The sequence below is a fragment of the Butyrivibrio sp. TB genome (genome assembly GCF_900110805.1).
In the GTDB taxonomy this organism is placed as follows: domain Bacteria; phylum Bacillota; class Clostridia; order Lachnospirales; family Lachnospiraceae; genus Butyrivibrio; species Butyrivibrio fibrisolvens_C.
The window spans coordinates 26,898-48,283 of the sequence record NZ_FOER01000009.1 but is presented as its reverse complement, the minus strand read 5'-3'; the positions used below and the strand labels follow the sequence as shown (position 1 = coordinate 48,283).

The window sequence follows — 21,386 nt, the reverse complement described above, 5'->3', positions numbered from 1 at the left end:
TAAATTCGTTTATTACAGAAAGGTTATTTAATGGAAATCTCAAAACCAGGTAAGAATTTCATATCAATAATAGTGCCTGTTTATAATGCAGAAAATTGTCTGCCTAGATGTGTGCAGTCTATTCTTGCGCAGACTTATAAGAACTTTGAGCTAATACTGGTTGATGATGGATCAACTGACTCAAGCAGTAAGCTCTGTGATAGTTATGTTACAGACTATGGCGCTGTTCCATCCGTATTTGTTAAGCATACAAAGAATATGGGTGTATCTCATGCAAGAAATGAAGGTCTCTCTTATGCTGAAGGAGAATGGATAACCTTCATAGACGCTGATGACTATATAGAACCTGATTATTTAGAAAGGTTGATAAGCCCCATAGAATCAAGGCAGAATGCAATCAGCATAGCTAGGGATGAAGGCGCTACAGTTGCAAATCCTACAGTTATATCAGTCATTACCATGACAGATCAGATAATTGATACTCAGCCGATAAGTGGTTTTTATTTCTTAGAACATGGAATACTCAATCGTGATGCACATGTATGGAGTAAGCTCTATAGCAAAGACATCATGGAAGGTATGAGATTTGAAGATGACCTTACAATTGGCGAAGACATGGTGCTTCTTGTAAAGCTTGCTATCAAGATCGGTAATGCCAAGTCTGTCCTTTCTATTGATGCCGGATCCTACAAGTATTATGACAATGAAAATGGTGCCATGAACAGCTCCTATAAACCCAGCTATATGGATCAGATCAGATGTTGGCAGAGGGCTGAGGAGCTACTTACACCTTATAAAGACGATATCAGTAATGTTATTTTTGCACAGCTTGCAACTACGCAGATTGTGTCTGCTATGCTTGTTGCAGGCAAGATTGCACAGGTACCTTATGATGATAATACCAAAGATGCTATAGCTAAGATCCGTGAAGCTCTAAGTCATGCTTGTAACAAGGATGGAGCATTTGCAGGCCTTTCTAAAGGTTATAAGCTTAAAGCGTCGATATTCAGGTTTTCTCCGAGGCTGTATCTGAAGCTGTATGGAACCTGGAAGAAGAATAAGTGATTTTGACTCTAGAAAGAGAAATAATAAAATGGTATCAAATCTTAAGAATACAGGCCTTAAGAACATAGATTTAAAAAAAAGAAAGATATGTTTTTACTTTATAGTGATAGTATCTTTCGTGTTCATATTTGCAATGAATTGTTTTACTCCTATGCTGTCGGATGATTTTGATTATGCAGGTCAGGCAAGATCAGCTACAGGGTTATTGGATCTTGTCAGACAGGAATATCATCAGTATATGACCTGGAATGGCAGAAGTGTAACATTCATGTGCTTTCGTATATTCCTGAATGCTCCGGAGATTCTTCTAAAGCTTGCAAACAGCATTGTATTCATAGCATTATCTGTGCTTATGTATCTTAATATAGATGGCAGAAAAGAGTACGATCCTTTCGTGATGCTTTTATCTCAGCTGGGGCTTTGGATATTTGCAGTATCTTTCTCACAGACTATCCTGTGGGAATGCGGAGCTTTTGTTTATCTATGGGGGATGACTATAATACTTGGCTTCATGACCCTTACAGGATATCTGCTAAAACGATTTGATAAGAACGGAAGAATTGATAAAGAGATATTATGGGCTGTTCTTCTATTTATATCGGGATGGTTAGCCGGATGGTGCAATGAGAATACTTCAGGTGGAAGTATCCTGTTTATCATCATCTATATGATATATAGAAAAGTTAAAAAGGTAAGGATACCTGCATTTTTATATAGTGCTCTGGTTGGAAATATTATCGGACTTGGATTCTTGGTACTTGGGCCTGGTGTAAGAACTAGAGCAGCTCTTGCTGCAGATGACAATTATACAGGAATCATGGCAATAGTAGCAAGAACTCAGAAACTCACATTATATGAGAAGGATGCCTTTATGGTACTTCTTATGATCATTGCAGCTACTATGATCTGGACAGTTATTATAAAGGTTTCAGATGGTGTTGATAGCAGTATGCTTGACTACGTAGTAGTGATGAGAAGAAGACTCTTGTTTTTATTCCTTCACTTTGCGACGGTGTATGCACTGGCACTTACATCCCTTCCGGAGATAAGGGCGGTCTTTGGCCCGGGAGTATTCCTTGTTATCGCCTGCATCCAGGGTATTACTGACAATATGCATATGGATTCACCACTTGAAGAAGGAAAAACAAGATCAGCAGGCATCATACTTCACTTTGTGTATATATCTATTGCATGTGCTATGACAATATATCTTCTGTTTGATATAGTTGAGGGCGCAGTTAACCTTCAGCGTATCAGAAGAGATTATGATGAACGTATAGCATATATTGAAGAGCAGATAGCTTCAGGTAATCAGGACATAGTTGTAGCGAAGTTTCATACAGATTTTGACTGCAGATATACCTGTGCTTATGAGATGGAACTGTCGGATGATCCTTCATACTGGACTAATGTTCAGTATACTAAATATTTTGGAGTGAATTCTATTATAGCTATTCCTTATGATGAATGGGCTGGTACTTATGGGCAATGAGAAAGCCTAAGCTAATGCTTTGATCAAAAGACTTTTAATAAAGAATAATGAATTTAAATGAGGGAAGAAATGGCAAATACCTCAGGAAGAGTTAAAAATACTGTTCGAAATATATTCTTTGGATATCTTGGTACAGTTATAACAGCGCTTTTAGGCTTTGGTGCAAGGAAACTGTTCATATTGCGCCTGTCAGAGACGCTACTGGGCGTAAATGAATTCTATACAGGAATATTATCAGCATTGTCTCTGGCAGAGCTTGGTATAGGAACAGCTCTTAATTTCAGTCTTTATAAGCCGATTGCTGAGAATGATACAGAGACTATCAAGTCATACATGTCCCTTTACAAGAAGGCATACAGAATAATAGCTGCTACAGTTGGAGTTATAGGTCTTGCTATAGCTCCTTTTCTTCCGTATATAGTCAAGGATAGCGCAGATGTGTCTGTCAGAGACCTGACACTGTATTATCTGATATTCCTTTTTAACAGTGCGACATCATATCTTGTAGCATATAAGTACAGTCTTGTTAATGCCCAGCAGAAATCCTATATACAGACCAATATAACAACTGTGACCAAGATGGTCTCAGTTACAGCACAGATAGTAATTCTCTTTCTGACATCAAGCTTTTATGCTTATCTTCTTACAGACGCTTGTGTACAGCTACTTCAGAAGATTGTTGTGAGTCGCTATCTTGATAGGATGTATCCATATCTTGAAGATAAGGATGTAAAGCCTCTATCCAAGGAACAGACAGATATAGTCAAAGAAAAAACGGCATCTCTTCTATGGCTTAAGATAGGCGATACTGCAAGGCTTCAGACAGATTCTATTATAATCACAGCATTTATAGATGTAGCAACTACCGGTCTTGTCGGTAACTTCAATATGGTTATCAACACTATTTCAAGCTTTGTTAATACTATATTCAATGCAGCACTGCCGGGATTTGGAAACCTCATCGCAACTGAATCCAAGAGGCGCCAGTACGAGATGTTCAAGGTATACAGATTCTTTGCGGTATGGATATATGGATTTTCTGCAGTAGGATTCTATATATTGCTCACTCCTCTTATAGTGATCATGTACGGAGAGCAATGGGCGATGGCGCAGTATATACTGGCATGGATCGTCCTTGAGTATTATCTTAAAGGTGAGAGGATCGTTGTCAATAACTTCAAAACTGCCGCCGGCAAATTTGAACAGGACAAGTACCTTGCAATGATACAAGGTATGGTTAACCTTATCATATCTATAGTTCTGGCGATAAAGATAGGGCTGGTCGGTGTATATATTGGAACGGTGGTATCCGGAGTTATAGCCAATTTTGTAAGACCTGTGATCATATATCATGATTGTTTTGATATGAAGGTAAGAGAATACTTTATTGATTCTCTTAAATATCATATTGTACTGTTGGGAACGCTTGTAATATGTATATTCCTAGGCAGGTATACCCTTCCCGTAATATCTATACCCGCTTTTGTCATAACAGCTCTTATGATAACAGTTATATATAATGTTATCTTTATAGCGGCATTTGGCAGGAGCGAAGAACTTAAATATTTGATCGGAATCATCTATCGTAGGAAGGCTAATAAATAAGCCTTTTGAAAGAGGTTATATGATAATAGTCAGAGTAGCAGGCGGACTTGGCAATCAGATGCAGCAGTACGCCATGTATAGAAAATTAAAAAGTCTTGGTAAGAATGTGAAGCTCGACCTGTCATGGTTTGATGCTGATAATCAAAAGGGACTTGCAGCGCCAAGGCAGTGTGAGCTTAAACTGTTTAAGAATTTACCAATGGATATATGCCTGGTAGATGAAAGAGATAAATATATAAAACGGAATGTGCTAGTCAAGGCATTAAATAAGCTTGTGCCGGCTACAAGTAAGATCTTTGAAGAGAGCAGGATGTACCATCCTGAAGTATTGGATTTTGAAGATAAATACCTTGAAGGGTTCTTTTTGTGCAATAAGTATTATGCAGACATAATGCCAGATCTTCAAAATGATTTCGTGTTCCCGACTCATTCTGATGATAGAATGCAGAAGAGAAACGAAGCCTTAATGGAAGAGATGATGAGTATAAATGGCGGTGAATCAGTCAGTATACATCTAAGAAGAGGAGATTATATAACTCAGAAGGCTAACCTTGACCTTTTTGGGAATATAGCAACTGATGAATATTATGACGCAGCAGTAAGTTATGTCCTTGATAAGTCTCCGGATGCTCACTTCTATATCTTCTCAAATGATCCTGAGTATGCCATGAATAAATACCCTGATAGGGATAGATATACCATAGTAACCGGTAATGATGGACCTGACAGCCTTCTTGATATGCAGCTTATGAGTAAGTGCAAATATAATATATGCGCTAACTCAACATTCTCCTTCTGGGGAGCTAGGCTTAATACGAGGAAAGATAAGGTTATGATAAGAACCTACAAGATGCGCAATAATCAGGAGATACAAACAGAACCTATGCATGATTATTGGCAAAACTGGGTGCTTATCGATGAAAATGGTATAATAAAATAAGTTAACAAGATATAGAAAGAGAATAATGATCATATGAAAAAGTTGAATGGTACAGTGATAGTTACTTATAGATGTAATGCCCGCTGCAATATGTGTAACCGCTATAAAGCACCCTCTAAGCCGGACGAAGAGCTATCCATAGAGACTATCAAGAAGCTCCCTCCTATGTATTTTACGAATATAACAGGTGGAGAGCCTTTTATTAGAGAAGATATCAAGGATATAGTAAGAGAACTTAAGAAGAAGAGTGACAGAATAGTTATCTCAACCAATGGTTTCTTTACAGACAGGATCATAGATCTGTGTAAGGAATTCCCTGATATCGGTATCCGTATCTCTATAGAAGGTCTGGAGCAGACCAATAACGAGATAAGGGGCCTTCCTGATGGCTTCAATAGAGGTTATACGACTCTAAAAAAGCTCCGTGAGATGGGGCTTAAAGATGTTGGATTTGGAATGACTGTGCAGGATAGGAATGCAGCAGATCTTGTACCTTTGTATAAACTGTCTGATGAGCTTGATATGGAGTTTGCTACAGCATCTCTTCATAACAGCTTCTATTTTGTAGAAGCTAAGAATATCATTCATGATAGACCTATGGTAGGGCAGCATTTTGAGGATCTTATCAATGAGCTTCTAAATTCCAACAGTCCTAAGAAATGGTTCAGAGCATATTTTAACCATGGACTTATAAATTATATATATGGTCAGAAGAGACTCCTGCCATGTGATATGAGCTTTGATACTTTCTTCATAGATCCTTATGGTGATGTAATGCCATGTAATGGAACTAAAGATAAAGAGGTTATGGGCAATCTTAATACTCAGACCTTTGATGAACTTTGGAATAGTGAGGATGCTGAGAAGGTACGTGCTAAGGTAAGACACTGTGACAGAAACTGCTGGATGATAGGTTCGGTATCACCTGCAATGCACAAATATATATGGACACCGGCACTGTGGGTTATCCATCACAAATTCCTGAGATTCTGGAAGAAGAAAAAATATAGCATGTACGAGCTTAAGGTAGTAAGAGATTATCGCGATGGTAAAGTTACCAAAGAACAACTTGATAAGTGCAGTACCTGTGATTTTAATGCAGCTGTTAACAATGGTCTGTCTGCAGCATCTATGGAACAGCTAAAGAATAAGACAGGAGAGCAGATTGTAGCTGAAGATATAGAAAGGCAGCAGAGCAGAAAGTAATATAAACTTTACATAATGACAAAGAGTCATAGAATAACAAAACAAAATGGAACATAAGATTAAAAAAGTATCTCTGATCATGACAACCTACAATTGTCATGATCAGTTTCTAATATCAATAGAGAGTGCCCTTGCTCAGGATTATCCTGATATTGAACTTGTGATAGTAGACGGAGGATCTACTGATGGTACTGTAGATCTTATCAGAGAGTATGCAGACAAGATCAGTAAGGATAGAGAGAAGTATGGCAATTTCACCTGCAAGTGGATAAGTGAGCCTGATAAGGGAATATATGATGGCATGAACAAGGGTATAGGTATGTCATCTGGAGATATAATAGCTGTCTTCAATGACGAGTTCACCTGCAGAGATGCTGTGTCAAATTATGTTCATATACTTGAAGATGGCAATTATGATGCAGTACACTCGGATCTTGTATATGCAGATGGAGATGTGTGGAAGCGCTACTGGCATATGCCAAATGGAAATCTCCGCCTTGGCTGGATGCCTGCTCACCCTACTCTCTATATCAGGAGAGAAGTATATGACAGATACGGACTTTATAAGACAGAATACAGAAGCTCATCGGATTATGAGTTTATGATACGAATACTTGCTGATGGACGATTGAAGCTTGGCTATATCCCGAAAGTTCTTATTAAGATGTTCTATGGAGGGACATCAAGTGCGGGATTAAAAGGATATGCTCGTAATACCAGAGAAGCATACCTGTCACTTGTTAATAATAAAGTAGCATTCCCTATTACAATAATAGTATTAAGAATCATAAGAACGCTTCATCAGTACCGCGTAGCAGACAAGATGCAAAAAGAATTAGAGCACTATAATTGATGCAAAGACCTGTAAAGGGAGAAGTCTTTATAGGGATTTTGAAAAGAGAGGATTTGTAGATGATATGACTCCTGATAAACATATAGTAAGTGGCATAATCCTTGGAGCCGGAGCGTATGCTATAACAGGAAACATGACATTGTCGGCAGCATCTTTTCTGTCTGCTTTTATGTGTGATATAGATCATGCGATAGAATATGGAATGTACTGTGCTAGAACAAAAGTCAAGCCTACTCTTAAAGAGTTTTCTAGTGGAGAGTATTTTGCTAAGAAAGATACGATATGCGTTATCTTTCATGCATATGAATATCTTGCAGCGTTGATAATAGCTGCGATTATAACAAGGCATCCGGTCGCAGTAGGGATAGCTATGGGATATGCACTTCATTTGATGCTGGATACGATAGGTAATGACTGTACATTCATAGGTTATTGCATAACATATAGGATTAAGGTCAGGTTTAAGATAGGGAAGATATGTGTAAAGAATATGGCGGGATGAGCCTTGGATCGGGTAGATGCTCAAGAAACTTGACATAGGGAATGGTTCAGAAGAAAATAATACGGATAGACTTTGTGATATGTAATTGAGCATTATTGAACAAGGAAACACAATTGTATATTAGATGGTAGAGGAATAGAAAATGATCAAAACAATTTCAATAGTAACACCAACATTTAATTCAATGAGGACATTAAAAGAGTACATGGCAGCTATTATAGCTCAGGATTATCCCCACGATAAAATTGAGCTCATTATAGCTGACGGCGGTTCTACAGATGGTACTTTAGAAGCATTTGAAGAGTATAAGAAAAAATGTGATTTTAAGATAGCAGTATATCCCAATCCGCTAAGGACAGCAGAAGCCGGAAAAGCTGTCGGTGTCAGAAAAGCTGTTAACGACGTAGTACTTCTTCTTGATTCTGATAACATTATTCCAAAAGCAAACTGGATCACTCGCATGATGAAACCATTTGAGGAGCCGGAGATCATTGCCAGTGAGCCTATCAAATATACTTATAGAACTAAGGATAGTGCAATAAATAGATATTGTGCCCTTATAGGAATGAATGATCCACTGTGTATGTTCACAGGCAATTATGACAGATATTGCTGTATAACAGGAAAGTGGACAGAAGTTGAAAGAGAAGAGATAGACAGGGGAGACTACCTGTCAATTAAATTTAGAGAAGATATGATCCCAACAATAGGCGCTAACGGATTTTTCATGAAGAGAAAAGAACTTCTTGAGAATTTTGAAGGCGATTACCTCTTTGATATTGACGTTCTATGGGAACTGTTCAAAAAAGATCATAACCTTAGAGTTGCTAAAGTAAAAACAGGAATTGTACATCTTTTCTGTCCGGATCTTGCGACATTTAAGAGAAAACAGAATAGAAGAATACAGGACTTCCTATACTTTTCTGATAGTAAAGGACGTAAGTATCCATGGAGCAAGGTGGGAAAAGGAAAAATTGTATTATTCGCATTAGAATGTATTACAATAATACCGCTACTATTACAGTCAATTAAAGGTTTTGCATATAAGAAAGATCTTAAAGTCTGGCTGCTCCATCCAGTGATGTGCTGGATAACTTTATGGGTATATGGAATAGGAACTATAAAAGGAATATTCCATAAAGAAGAAGCAGATAGGAGCAATTGGAAACAGTAATAGGGATTAGTTAAAAGAGGACCTTTATGTTAGTTGTCATTATTAGCTGGATATATATTACATTACTAACGCTAGCAATAGGAATATTGGTGAACCAACTGCTATGCAGAGTTATAGGTATAAAAGATTGTTATAGATCTCAGATTATACCATATATAATGATTGGATTTGCCGCATCAACAGTATATGCAGAGGTTTATAGCCTTTTTTCAGGCGTAGCAGCTGCTTGTCATATTTTACTATTGCTTCTGGCTGTATGTACAACTGCACTGTCTAAACAAGTTAGAGGAACTTTGCTACAGTGTCTGGACAAGATCAGAAGTATTGGGATAAGTTATGAAGGCTTATTCTATCTGATCTTCATCATATTTATAGCATTCTATACATCGAGAGGTGATTTTCATACAGATACAGGAATATATCACGCACAGGCAATACACTATATCGAGGAATATGGCGTGATAAAAGGTCTTGCCAATATACAGCTTCATCTTGGATATAATAGCGCATATCTTGCTTTATGCGCCTTGTACACATTTGCATGGATACCTGGTATTGGAGCAAATGCAGGAGGAGACTTAGCTCTTCATACAGTTACAGGTTGGATTGGAGTAATAGGCTTTATATATTCATGTTATGGACTTAGAAGATGGAAGTACCATTCCAAGCATCTTGCTGATCTTGCCAGAATTGCATTTCTTATATATATATTCACCAATATAACTGGTTTCATGTCTCCGGCAACGGATTATAGTGCGCTCATGGTATGTCACTATATATTGTGCGTATGGCTTGATATGTACGAACAGACAGAACATGATGATAACACAATATACAGATTGGGAATGCTATCAGTATATGCGCTTTTTACAGCCAGTATGAAACTTTCGGCTGCAGCACTGGTACTGATAGTATTATATCCACTTATAATGCTTATAAAGGGACATAAGTGGAGACAGCTTTGGACATTTACCTTAGTAGGATTCCTAAGCTTTCTGCCATACCTAATAAGAAATGTGATATTGTCAGGCTGGCTCCTGTACCCTTTTGGATCTATTGACCTGTTTAATGTTGAGTGGAAAGTTCCTCTTGAATATCTCCAAATCGATTCAGCCCAGATTACGGTTTGGGGAAGGTGCCTTTTTGATGTAGACAAACTTGATATGCCTATATCGCAGTGGCTTCCTATATGGTGGGAAGGTCAGTCTGATTATGGACAGATGATATTATATGGAGTCATATTAAGCGTAGTAATGTACATTGTATCATTATTATATGCTTTGAAGCGTAAGGTTAAGATAGATGGCATGCTCATAGTGTTTTTGGCCGCTTTATATATCAATATTGCATTTTGGTTCCTGACAGCACCATTTATCAGATATGGCCTTGCCTTCCTTTTGACAGCACCGCTTGTATCAATAGGAGCATTTATGGCTGTACTGCAGTATAAGGAAAAAGACGCACCTGGAGGTTCATCTGTATGGAAGGTTTTTGGAGTGATACTGACAGGATGTATCTGTGTATGTTACTGTGACTTCATTGATAATTATACGCAGGATGACCTGTCATTCGTTAAGCAACATATAAGGGATCCCTATTATATATCACAGAAACCATTTGATAATCGTGATGAGGATAGTTTGGATTATAATGGCTATACTATTTATGTTGCAGGATATGATGAGGTAAATAGCTATTACAAGTTTCCAGGCGTCTGCTATGGTGTAATGCTTGAAAGAAGTGAGATGATGGGGGATAAGTTTGAAGATGGATGGAAAGCTAAGGTTGGGAAATGTCCATAAGTAAATGATTATAGTAAATATCGTATTGAGAATAATAGTGTTGTCGATCATCTCATGGAAATTGATAGTATTAACAGGTACTATAATGGCAAGACATAGATTAAAACCAGAACTGAATATAGAAGAGGATATGGCGAATCTGATTGAACGTGTAGCAAAGTGGTATGGAGAGCCGTATGATGATCGGCATGGCTGCGACTATGATCATGTATCTTTGCGTCAAGTAGCCAAAGAGTTCAATATCACAGTATTAAAGGCAAGGAAGATTCTTATTACAGCTAATAGATATTCTATTAGACAGTCAAGAGAAGTAATTTCATTATATGAACAGGGAGAGAGCATAGACAGAATAATGAGTGCTACTGGACTTAGCAGATCATCGGTGATATCATATCTTCCTTATCAGAAGACGATTTATAATATGGAGAATAAGAGCGTTGGCGCGGATAGGATTGAGAGATGGAGGAAAGGGAAGAAGAAATAGTATTTTGTTATTGATGGTTAATTAGTAACGAAATGGTTGGCTTTGGATAATTATGTAAATAAGCTAAATATAAAAATTTGCAATACTGTCCATTAAATATAGTAGGAGGATTTTTATGGGTAAGGGAAAATTAGCAGATTTAGTTAGCACTATTTTTGAAAATGGAAGTCAAGAATTTTTAGGGAGTGAATTATTTAAGACAGCAACAACTGAATTGGGAATGCATATCGTTGAAGAGGGGACAGCTATTGCTATTGGAACAGCACTTGCTGCAATAACACCTAGACTGAATAGTATACGACTTACATATTTAGAAAAGCGTTTTGAGAGAAATGTTAAGCAAGCAATATATGTACTTAGTAAACGGATAGACGACTTAGATTCAAGGCTTAATGCATTGCCAGCAGAATTACAGAGCAAATTTAGAGATCAATATCTCGATTGGATTTTAGATAATATTTGTAACGAAAAACAAGAGGAGAAGATAACATATCATATTAATGGATATATAAACTCGATGGAAGATGATACCACAGATGACATTATGCTTTTATTCTTAGAAACACTGAATCAGCTTACAGTATTAGATATTGATGTTTTGAAAATGTATAGTCATGATTATGATGAAAACTGGCAAAGCGTTTGTGAACGAAGAGGTATATCATACGATCAACTAAATATGGTTAAAGCTAAGCTTGAGCGTTTTGGACTTCTTTATAGTAATAACGATGATCGAAGAGACGAAAATCTTGACATGATCGCATCTTACTTAGAAAAGCGTGTGAAAGAAGAAAATAAGAAAAATGCGAGAATTGATAAAATAAATTTGGGTAGACTGAAGAAGGTAAACCGTTCAGAATCATATTCTATTACGCGGTTAGGAAGAGATTTTCTTAAAAAGATTGGCTAATATCATTAAGTGTCCTGTTTATACAGCGGCCTACAGTTTCCCAGTCGACGCGCATATATTCAGACACAACACTTCGTGGCAGGTAAACAGCTAGCTAGCCAACTGTTAAATCAAAGTCACGAGTAAAACCGCTACCAGGATATGCCCATGGAGTATAAGCTGTTACTACCCCATGTATAGGACAGGCAACACGATGAGTCCTTGCTTCAATTTCAACAAGAACGGCACCCCAATCCAGTCCACGCCATGTCCTGGGTACTCCTTTAAGTTTTGGTTTGGTCGCTAACACTCTACAGGAACACAGGTGGTTTTTCAATTGTAAAAGTACATTAGAGGACTGGTATATTACCCACCATCATGCCAGAGGCCTCTTATTTTTATATCATAAAATAAATGCAATAACAGACTCTTATCTATTGGTTTAAAGAAATGAATCTGAGAAATATGTAGCAGCAAAAAAAGATCTAGATGAGGGACATTTATTCGCATTTTTTATCAGAAGGTTTTTTATGGATAAGGATTATCAGATGCTTTTAGATATTAGATATTTTTTCTTGCATGATAGAGTAAAGAAAGCTAGACAGAGCTTGCGAAATTATTTATCTGTAAAGAATGAAAGACTCGTCTATTTGCGCGGTTATTTGGAAGATTATTTATCAGAGAGTGAATTTATAGGTTTACTAACTAACATTAGGGGAGATGATGAAGTACAAGAATTGATTTCTTACATTAATTCGGAAAAAATCAGGAAGAAAAAATTTGAATTAAGAAATGCTGAGAATAAGGCATTGATTGATACGAAAAGTAAAAACGCCCCCAAGATATCAGATTTAGATGAAGATAGTATTAGAATAATAAATAAACTGTTTGATGGTTATTTATAATATTATTATAAAACAATAGAAATGATGTAAAATGAAAATAGGTATTTATATTTCAGATTCATACAAAAAGTATTTGAACAAATACCAGTTAAGATTATTATAAATGAGATTGGAAAGGACGAGAGTATACAGATGCTAAACATAGTTTATGGCGATATGCCAGAAGCAATTTTCAATACATCACTGTATTTTGATAATACATATTATGATTCGTGGCTTTACGATGATTTTGCCAAAGAGATGATTAAATCTGTAGATAAGGCAGAAGTCCTCAGCGGACAGGCAATTAACAGTAAGGCATTGGGAGTGATTCCTGCGACTAAAATGTCTGGTGGACTCAAAACGCTTCTCCTTATATATAATCAACCTGAGAAAGTGTTTAATGCATCTACTTGTGGAGATAATTGTGCAAAGTGGATACTCAAGATAGCAGATAAGACTGATAAAGATATTACAATCAATCTTAGGCATATTATGAACTTCGGAGAAGGCAAGTTTTCTATAAAGATATTAAATAATGATACAGTAGTTCATGATATGAGCGAATTGGTAAGATATGCTGGATTCTATATTGTGTAGGTGAATAGTATGAAGGGAAGCTATGAGATTATTGTTAGAAATAATCGCTTGAGGTATAAATTTACAATACGTCGAAATATTACAATACTTAGGGGCAATAGCGCTACAGGAAAGACTACGCTCATAGAGATGATCAAAAGCTATCTATCTGATGGATTAGAGAGCGGAATAGAAGTTTTGTGCGAAAGAAAATGCGTTGTTTTAGAGCGTGGAAATTGGGAGAGAGATTTAAAAGACTTTAATGAATGCATTGTTTTTATAGATGAAGGAAATGGCTTCATAAAGACTACAGAATTTGCTGAGATGGTTAAAAACAGTAGCAATTATTATGTTATTGCAACTAGGGAGAATTTGTTCAATTTGCCTTACAGTATTGAAGAAATCTATGGCATTAGGAATACATCAGGCAACATTTATCAAGGGACAAAAAGGCTGTATAGCGAGTTATATCATTTGTATAACAAAGAGGCTTTTGAAGGCAGACCTGATAAAGTGATAATAGAAGACTCTAATTCGGCATACCAGTTTTTTAAAGAGGTATGTCAAAAAGAGAGGATTGAGTGTGTATCTGCCAAAGGAAAATCCAACATTTTTAAATACATATTAGAAACAAAAGAAGAAAAGATATTGGTTATTGCAGATGGTGCAGCGTTTGGCCCTGAAATGGAACGCGTTATGTCATTGAAATGGGCTAAACATTTTGTTTGCTTTTTGCCGGAATCATTTGAGTGGTTAATTTTGAATTCTGGGTTGATCAAGGCAAAAGATCTCAAAAGTATATTGGAGAGTCCTTCCGATTTCATAGAAAGCGAGAAGTATATTAGCTGGGAACGCTTTTTTACAAGGCTATTGATAGATGAAACTAAGGATACACCACTTGCTTACAATAAAAGCACATTGAATTCAAATTACTTACATGACAAAAATGTAAAGACGGTGATAAACGCAATAAATAAAGAAACAGGTGGATCCTTGATGAAATAACATAGCTGAAGAAGAGCTTCGGCTTGAGATAATAATAGTAGTACATCGAATTATTTAGCAAGAAACCGTTTTGTTGGAGGAACTATGGGATTATTTCTTAATCCGGGAAACGAGAATTTCAAATCCATATTAAATGGAATATATGTGGATAAAACCGGTATTATCGAGTCTATAAACAAGACAATAAATACTACAGATAAACTCACATGTATCAGTAGACCACGCCGTTTTGGTAAATCATATACAGCTAAGATGTTGTGCGCATATTATGGAAAAACATGCGATTCATCATCTCTTTTTGATGATAAAGTGATCTCAAAGTTTGATTCATATAGAAAGCATTTAAATAAATATCAGGTGATCTATCTTGATATTACAGGCTTTATTTCTAGCTCTAACAACATAGATGGTATCGTTAAAAAAATCAGAGCATCGATAATAGATGAAATAAAAGAAGAGTATCCTGATATGCAGGGGAATTCTCTTGGCGAATTGCTTGTTAATGTGGCAGAGTATTCTTCTGATAAATTCTTTTTTGTAATAGATGAGTGGGATGCTCTTTTTAGAGAATATAAGGAGAAGACTAAGCTTCAGGAAGAATATATAGATTTCCTCAGAGAAGTATTTAAGAATGGCAATGTGACTGATAGAGCAATTGCAGGTGCTTTTATGACCGGAATCCTGCCGATCAAGAAATATGGGCATCAATCTGCGATTTCTGATTTCAGAGAATATACAATGATACAGCCCTCAATATTTGCTGAATATGTGGGTTTTACCAAAGATGACATTGATAATCTTGCATCTAGCTATACAGTTAATAAAGCAAAGCTTAAGAAATGGTACGACGGATATTCTTTTGCCCAAGTTGGAGATGTTTATAATCCAAACTCTGTGTGTCAGGCAGTAAGAACCGGTGTATATGATTCATATTGGTCCAAGACAGAGACATATGAGGCTTTGCTTGAGTATATCAATTTGGATAAGGATGGATTACAGGCAGATATTATTCAGATGATTGGTGGGAATGAGATGCCTGTAGATACCGCTACATTCCAAAATGATATGACATCTGTTCAGAATAGAGATGATGTGCTGTCACTCCTTATTCATTTGGGATATTTAGCTTATGATGCTAATACAGGAAAAGCAAGAATTCCAAATGAAGAAATCAGAAGGGAGTTCATCAGTACAGTTCGTATTGGAAGTCATGATGCTACGACCAGAATCATCAGGAATTCTGATCAGCTTATAGCAGACACTATAGATGGAAATGAAGAGGCGGTTGCAAAGGCGGTGGAAGAAGCTCATAGCGCAGGAACATTTGGAATATCTCCGTTGTTCTATAACGATGAGCAGGCGCTACGTTCTGTCGTTAAGTTTGCATACATCAGCTGTGCTAATAACTATATTAAAGTTGAAGAGCTTCCTTCAGGGCGCGGATATGCAGATGTAGTGTATATTCCTAATCCTGGCGAGAGATTGCCGGTACTTCTTATTGAATTGAAGATGGACACTAGTGCTGACGGCGCGATTAAACAGATTGCGGATAGAAATTATCCTAAGATTTTTGAAAACATTAATGGTGAAGTTATCCTATGCGGTATTAATTACGATTCGAAGACAAAAAAGCATGAATGTAAAATTGAAAAGATGATCTTTCCGTTGGATTCGAAGTGAGTTGTAAAGAATTACTAGACTTTGAGACAAATTGAGGAAAAGAATTATTCAAGGTCTTTGATAGATGATGGAATGGATACACTAATAAAATATGGTGTGGCGTGTTATAAAAAGAGGTGTAAGGTAAAAATGTCGCTGTGATGATAAAGCAAATTCAATAGAAACCAAATAGTAAACTGTAATAGTATAACACTCACAGTCTCAAAAGGAGGAAAAGGTTATGGCTGAAATGAACACCAAAGCAATGTACAAGTTATCCTATGGTCTATTCGTTTGCACCGCAGTCAGAGGCGATAAGATGAACGGATGTATCACCAACACCGCAGTTCAGGTTGCATCAGAGCCTAATAGAATATCCATTGCCATCAATAAGGCTAACTTTACTCACGACATGATCAAAGAGTCAGGAGCCTGTAACATATCTGTTATCAGCAAAGAGGCTGGCTTTGACCTTTTCAAACACTTTGGTTTCCAATCCGGAAGAGACGTTGATAAGTTCGCACCGGATGCTATCGATGCCTTATCAAAAGCATTGAACGCAGGAAGTCAATCTAAGGTATATGAGATTGCTGAGAACGGTATCCCTTACATCACCGCAGGTACCAATGCATACTTCTCCCTTAAGGTAGAGCAGGAGGTAGATCTTGGTTCACATACACTTTTCATCTGTGAGCCGACATTTATGACAGTTCTGTCTGATGCACCTTCATGTACATATGAATATTATCAGAGTGACATTAAGCCAAAGCCCCAGGCAGTAGGCACCACACCAAAGGGCGAGACTATCTGGAGATGCAGGATCTGCGGATATGAATATGTCGGTGAGGAACTTCCGGTTGATTTCATCTGCCCTATATGTAAGCACGGCAAAGCGGATTTTGAGAAAATAGTGAGATGAGTCCAATGGTATAGCATAGTTTGATTAAAATACATGACCATTCTTGAGAAAAATGAGTACACAATATAAGACTTCGAATCAAGTTGAAGAATCTAAAAATAATAAAAACATCAAGATAAATATAATACCACGCCAGAATAATATACCAAGGCATGAGGTTATCGCATATTACAACAGGATGATCGCAGGAACTCTGGCATTTTGCATCCCTGCCGTGATATTCCTCATGCTATGCGCTGTAAACCATATAACACCTTTTGGCGACAGGACATTCCTCTACGAGGATATGAAGCAGCAGTATATGGACTTCTATGCTTATTATAGAGCAGTTCTGCACGGCAAGGACAACTTTCTGTATTCAGCTCATTCAGGCCTTGGTTCCAACATGCTTGGAACCTGGACCTATTATCTGACAAGTCCATTCCTTATCATCTTCGCTCTGGTACCTGAGCGGTTATTCCCAGTGGCAGTCACATTTATGACTATGCTCAAGATCGCAGCCATCGGATTCACTACGTGGGTATTTCTAAGATCTATTCATTCAGAAGATATTAAAAGTCGTGGTGTCAGCCGCCCTAGCGATCAAGACGCAGTCCTAAGCGCACAAGACGGTATAACCCTTATCTGCTCCACATCCTTCGCATTCAGCGGCTGGGTAGTTGCCAATATGACCAACTCCATGTGGCTTGATGCTGTTATCGTCATGCCCTTATTTGCCGCAGCTTATGTCAAAGTCCTTAGGTATTATGGTGAAAAAGATAATGCTTATGACAACGATAACTCAAAAAACGATAATTCTAAAATCGATAATGCCCAAAACTATAACTCTAAAAACTATAACTCAAAAAACGATAATGCCAAAAATGATAACTCTAAAAACATAAAAAGCATTCATGCTTATAACCAAAGACCTATAATCTACCTACTATTATCAGTAATGGCTCTCCTCTACGCCAACTACTACATCGGCGCAATGATCCTGCTATTCGCAGGAATCTTCACAGTTATACTATTTGTATCAAAAGAAATACATATCAAAGAAGCTCTGCGCCTATTAGAAGGCGTAGTACTAGGAATAGTATGCGACCTGTGGTTCCTGATTCCTGCTTTCATGTCCCTTGTCGGCAGTAACAAAGATCACTCCGGTAAAAGCGCTGATGCACTCGCACGCTTCCTCCCACTGTCCAGCGCGCAGGAGATCTCATTATCTCCGATCAAGCTAATCTCTAAGCTTTTTAGCGGCAGCTATGACAGTATCGAGATCATGGAAGGGCTTCCCAACATATATTTTGGCACTGCCTTACTTATCATCGTGATCATGTTTTTCTTTAATCCAAGGATATCTATTAAAAAGAGAATCATAGGCGCGGTGAGCTTATTGGTTATGGTTTTGTTTTTCTGCGACAAGCATCTAAATGTTATAGCTCATGGTGGCACACAGCCCTATGGATATCTGTACAGATATTCTTTCCTATTCTCTTTCATATGCATCATTTTGGCCTATGAAGAGTTGATGAATCTCTGGCAACGCGGTGATGTCAAAATGTTAGAGCTACGTCTAAAATTTTTGAGATTCATAAAAATAAGGAATATAGATTTGTTCTATCTTATGGGTGCGCTATTTGTAACCGCTCTTATGCTACTTATCGCAGGTAAATTTGGCAGCAGGTTTATGAACTCCAAAATTATAGTGATGAATATCGGCATAGTTCTTGCAACATTAGTTGTAATCTGGTTCCTTACTAAGGCAATTAAGTCTATAAAGCTTCGCAAATTTGCTCTGATCTTATTAGGATTCATATTGACAGCTGACTTGTCATTTAATTTTATAAAGGTATATGCATCCTCATCTATAATGGCAAGGGGCGTCTATGAGTATCAATCCAAGACCGCCGAGATAGAGGCCAAGCTTAAGTACATCCATGATAACGGTGATGATTCTTATCGCATAGAATCGCTAGTACCCATGACACCGAATGAAAGTCTGCACTTTGAATACAAAGGTGTTACATCCTATAACAGCCTGCTTCAGATAGAGAATAGAATCCTTCTATATAGGATGGGATTCAATGATAACGGTCTGTATGCTCCCTACGAATCCGGTAACACCAGATGTGCAGATGCTGTTCTTGGCATCAAGTATATTATTACAGATGGCAGTGTTAAACCAGGACCGGGTCAGAGAGCATTTGCGGACAATATCATAGAGAATGAGTATGTATTACGAGATAATATAATAACTTCAAGCAACGTGGAAGAGTTACTTGCAGTAATAGATGATGATGACAATCCCTTCGAGGTGCAAGAGAAGATATTGCAATATCTTCTCAGTAATTCATATGATTCTCACTCTCAAAGTGATAATACTTCTAGTAAGACATCTGTTCAAACAGGCATTGCCACTGATAAGTCCTTATCTCAAACAGCTAATGATAATTACAAGGTCTTCTCTTATGCAGATATAGATACCTTGAGCTCATCCACTGAATCTGCAGAATACATAGTTACAGCAAATGCTAGCGGTGAACTATATTTCTACATGAATCGTGTTAACATGGAAGAAAGGACACTTCAGATCTATGTAAACGATGCATTTTTTTCCATGTATGGCAATGCTTCCTGCCAGAAAGTTATAGATTTAGGATTCTATGAGCAGGGCGAGGAGGTATCGATTCGGATTATAACTGATGGAAACTCGGTACCAGCAGACATTGTAGTGGTGACAGAGGTGCTCGGGAGATTATATGAATAAAAATAATGCTTTTGGTTTATTGAGATATTACGCAGCATTTTGCGTAATGTATCTTCATTTTACGGGATATATGCGAACACTTATTCCTAATGAATTTGTTAAGATAACAGCTTTTCGGTCTATAGTAGATTTCTATCAACCTACAATAATATTATTTTCAATAAGTGGTTTTCTAATCTCAGCTTCTTTAGAACGATCGGGATTAGATATAAAAAGCTTTGTGACAAAGAGAGTGTTGAGAATATTTCCGGATCTCTGGATTAGCTGTCTTATATTGTATACAGTTATGACTTTGATATTTGCTTATGTTTTCAGATTGGAGATATTGTCACGCTTTTTTGTTTTTATTATGAAGAAAGGTATAGTTTTCTTGCATAAATAAGCTAAACATAAACATGCATATATGTTGCTGCCAGATTTTGTCTGGCAGCGTTTGTTGTTACATAGCCCGTGTGATAGAATATGGTGTGGATTTCAAGAGAATAGAAAGACAGTGGTGGAATCAATATATGAAAAAAGTTCAAAGCAAAAATAAAAGGATATTATGGATTGATCTTTTAAGAATATATGCAATGCTTGAAGTTGTGAGTATGCATGTCTGCTCATGTTTTAGTTGGGATGATCTTCCGGATTTTGACAGGAAGATAATTGAGATAACAGGGCAACCTCTTCATGGATGTGTGACATTTTTCTTTTTGATGAGTGGAATGCTACTTCTTGACAAAAAACCTAATATTAGGAGAATATGGACATCACGAATTCCCAGGCTTGTTGCTGCTATTGTAATAAGACTAGCGCTTATTGTTGCACTAATGGTTGCTGTTGCGGTTACAGGATGTATTGTATATAAACATCCATTTCCTGTAGAAATATTTGATGATTTTCAAGGCAACGACAACATGTTTTTATATAGCATGATTGGTATATACATTATTTATCCTTTTCTTTATGATATTTGTCAGGATAGGAAAAAAGAGGAATATTTTCTACTACTAAGTTTAGTCTTTTCTGTAATCGTTCCAATATTAAAGGCATTTCCGACTACATCATTTATTACTTCTCATATCGTCGGACAGATGGAAGAGTATTTTCCATTTGGAATTCCTTTGATTTTTGTATTGGGACATTGGCTCTATAGATATGTTTTTCCAGTTTTAGAGCGATTTAATAAGTGGCTGTTGTTTTTTGGTGCTGTTGCTGGAGTTATTCTGAATATCCTGATCAGAGAATTTATACCTGTGTTAGCTGCAAGCGAAGTGGCTTATGTAGGATTTTGTGAACTTGTGATCTGTGTTCCGATCTTTTGCTTTTTCGGAGTGGTAGTTTCAAAATGGGATATCAAGAACGATAGAGTCAAGAATCTTATTTCTCATATGGGCGAGAATGGTATAGCCATTTTTGTTCTCCATTGGACAGTAATTAATTTTATCAGAGCATGCGGCATAATGCCAGATCAAGGTCATTTTCTTATAGGAAGACCTTTATGGACAGCGATTGTTTATCTGGTAAGTTTTTGGTTGTCCTTGATATGGGAGAAAATACCGGTTTTAAATAAAGTTATAAAATGAGCGGAGAC

The 21,386-nt window shown here is 37.1% G+C and carries 18 protein-coding genes; all 18 read left to right on the top strand.

The features are described 5' to 3' along the window. The first annotated feature begins 30 nt into the window (after window positions 1–30). Window positions 31–1,065, top strand: coding sequence for a glycosyltransferase family 2 protein (locus BMX21_RS07655; protein ID WP_092043050.1), 1,035 nt, complete (start codon window positions 31–33; stop codon window positions 1,063–1,065). A 28-nt stretch (window positions 1,066–1,093) separates the two neighbouring features. Beyond that, the gene (locus tag BMX21_RS07650) at window positions 1,094–2,557 is read left to right on the top strand and encodes a DUF3329 domain-containing protein (RefSeq protein WP_143057222.1); all 1,464 of its coding nucleotides are present in this window, start codon (window positions 1,094–1,096) and stop codon (window positions 2,555–2,557) included. A 69-nt stretch (window positions 2,558–2,626) separates the two neighbouring features. Next, on the top strand, window positions 2,627–4,162 hold the full coding sequence (locus BMX21_RS07645) for a lipopolysaccharide biosynthesis protein (RefSeq protein ID WP_092043043.1): 1,536 nt from the start codon (window positions 2,627–2,629) through the stop codon (window positions 4,160–4,162). A 19-nt stretch (window positions 4,163–4,181) separates the two neighbouring features. Next, window positions 4,182–5,102, top strand: a complete 921-nt coding sequence (locus BMX21_RS07640; protein ID WP_092043040.1) for an alpha-1,2-fucosyltransferase — start codon at window positions 4,182–4,184, stop codon at window positions 5,100–5,102. Between the two features lie 33 nt (window positions 5,103–5,135). Beyond that, window positions 5,136–6,308, top strand: a complete 1,173-nt coding sequence (locus tag BMX21_RS07635) for a radical SAM protein (RefSeq protein ID WP_092043036.1) — start codon at window positions 5,136–5,138, stop codon at window positions 6,306–6,308. 46 nt (window positions 6,309–6,354) lie between these two features. Next, window positions 6,355–7,161, top strand: a complete 807-nt coding sequence (locus tag BMX21_RS07630; protein ID WP_092043033.1) for a glycosyltransferase family 2 protein — start codon at window positions 6,355–6,357, stop codon at window positions 7,159–7,161. Window positions 7,162–7,225: 64 nt separating this feature from the next. Beyond that, the gene (locus tag BMX21_RS07625; RefSeq protein WP_092043030.1) at window positions 7,226–7,663 is read left to right on the top strand and encodes a hypothetical protein; all 438 of its coding nucleotides are present in this window, start codon (window positions 7,226–7,228) and stop codon (window positions 7,661–7,663) included. A gap of 142 nt (window positions 7,664–7,805) precedes the next feature. After that, entirely contained in the window at window positions 7,806–8,837 is a 1,032-nt protein-coding gene (locus BMX21_RS07620; RefSeq protein ID WP_092043027.1) for a glycosyltransferase, read from the top strand. Window positions 8,838–8,863: 26 nt separating this feature from the next. Beyond that, window positions 8,864–10,639 carry an LIC_10190 family membrane protein gene (locus tag BMX21_RS07615; protein WP_143057221.1) on the top strand — a complete coding sequence of 592 codons (1,776 nt, stop codon included), beginning with the start codon at window positions 8,864–8,866 and terminating at the stop codon, window positions 10,637–10,639. 85 nt (window positions 10,640–10,724) lie between these two features. After that, a complete protein-coding gene (locus BMX21_RS07610) occupies window positions 10,725–11,123 on the top strand; it encodes a hypothetical protein (RefSeq protein WP_092043021.1) in 399 nt (132 codons plus the stop codon). Window positions 11,124–11,238: 115 nt separating this feature from the next. Further along, window positions 11,239–12,033 (top strand): hypothetical protein, encoded by a 795-nt coding sequence (locus BMX21_RS07605; protein ID WP_092043018.1) that lies wholly within the window; start codon window positions 11,239–11,241, stop codon window positions 12,031–12,033. 509 nt (window positions 12,034–12,542) lie between these two features. Beyond that, window positions 12,543–12,917, top strand: a complete 375-nt coding sequence (locus BMX21_RS07600) for a hypothetical protein (RefSeq protein ID WP_092043016.1) — start codon at window positions 12,543–12,545, stop codon at window positions 12,915–12,917. 132 nt (window positions 12,918–13,049) lie between these two features. Then, window positions 13,050–13,496 (top strand): DUF4869 domain-containing protein, encoded by a 447-nt coding sequence (locus tag BMX21_RS07595; protein WP_092043014.1) that lies wholly within the window; start codon window positions 13,050–13,052, stop codon window positions 13,494–13,496. A 9-nt stretch (window positions 13,497–13,505) separates the two neighbouring features. Then, window positions 13,506–14,480 (top strand): translation initiation factor 2, encoded by a 975-nt coding sequence (locus BMX21_RS07590; protein WP_092043011.1) that lies wholly within the window; start codon window positions 13,506–13,508, stop codon window positions 14,478–14,480. An 84-nt stretch (window positions 14,481–14,564) separates the two neighbouring features. After that, window positions 14,565–16,160 (top strand): AAA family ATPase, encoded by a 1,596-nt coding sequence (locus tag BMX21_RS07585; RefSeq protein WP_092043008.1) that lies wholly within the window; start codon window positions 14,565–14,567, stop codon window positions 16,158–16,160. Between the two features lie 229 nt (window positions 16,161–16,389). Further along, on the top strand, window positions 16,390–17,058 hold the full coding sequence (locus BMX21_RS07580; RefSeq protein WP_092043191.1) for a flavin reductase: 669 nt from the start codon (window positions 16,390–16,392) through the stop codon (window positions 17,056–17,058). A 52-nt stretch (window positions 17,059–17,110) separates the two neighbouring features. After that, window positions 17,111–19,810 carry a YfhO family protein gene (locus BMX21_RS07575; protein WP_092043006.1) on the top strand — a complete coding sequence of 900 codons (2,700 nt, stop codon included), beginning with the start codon at window positions 17,111–17,113 and terminating at the stop codon, window positions 19,808–19,810. 509 nt (window positions 19,811–20,319) lie between these two features. Then, window positions 20,320–21,378 carry an acyltransferase gene (locus BMX21_RS07565; RefSeq protein WP_177173968.1) on the top strand — a complete coding sequence of 353 codons (1,059 nt, stop codon included), beginning with the start codon at window positions 20,320–20,322 and terminating at the stop codon, window positions 21,376–21,378. Window positions 21,379–21,386 lie beyond the last annotated feature (8 nt).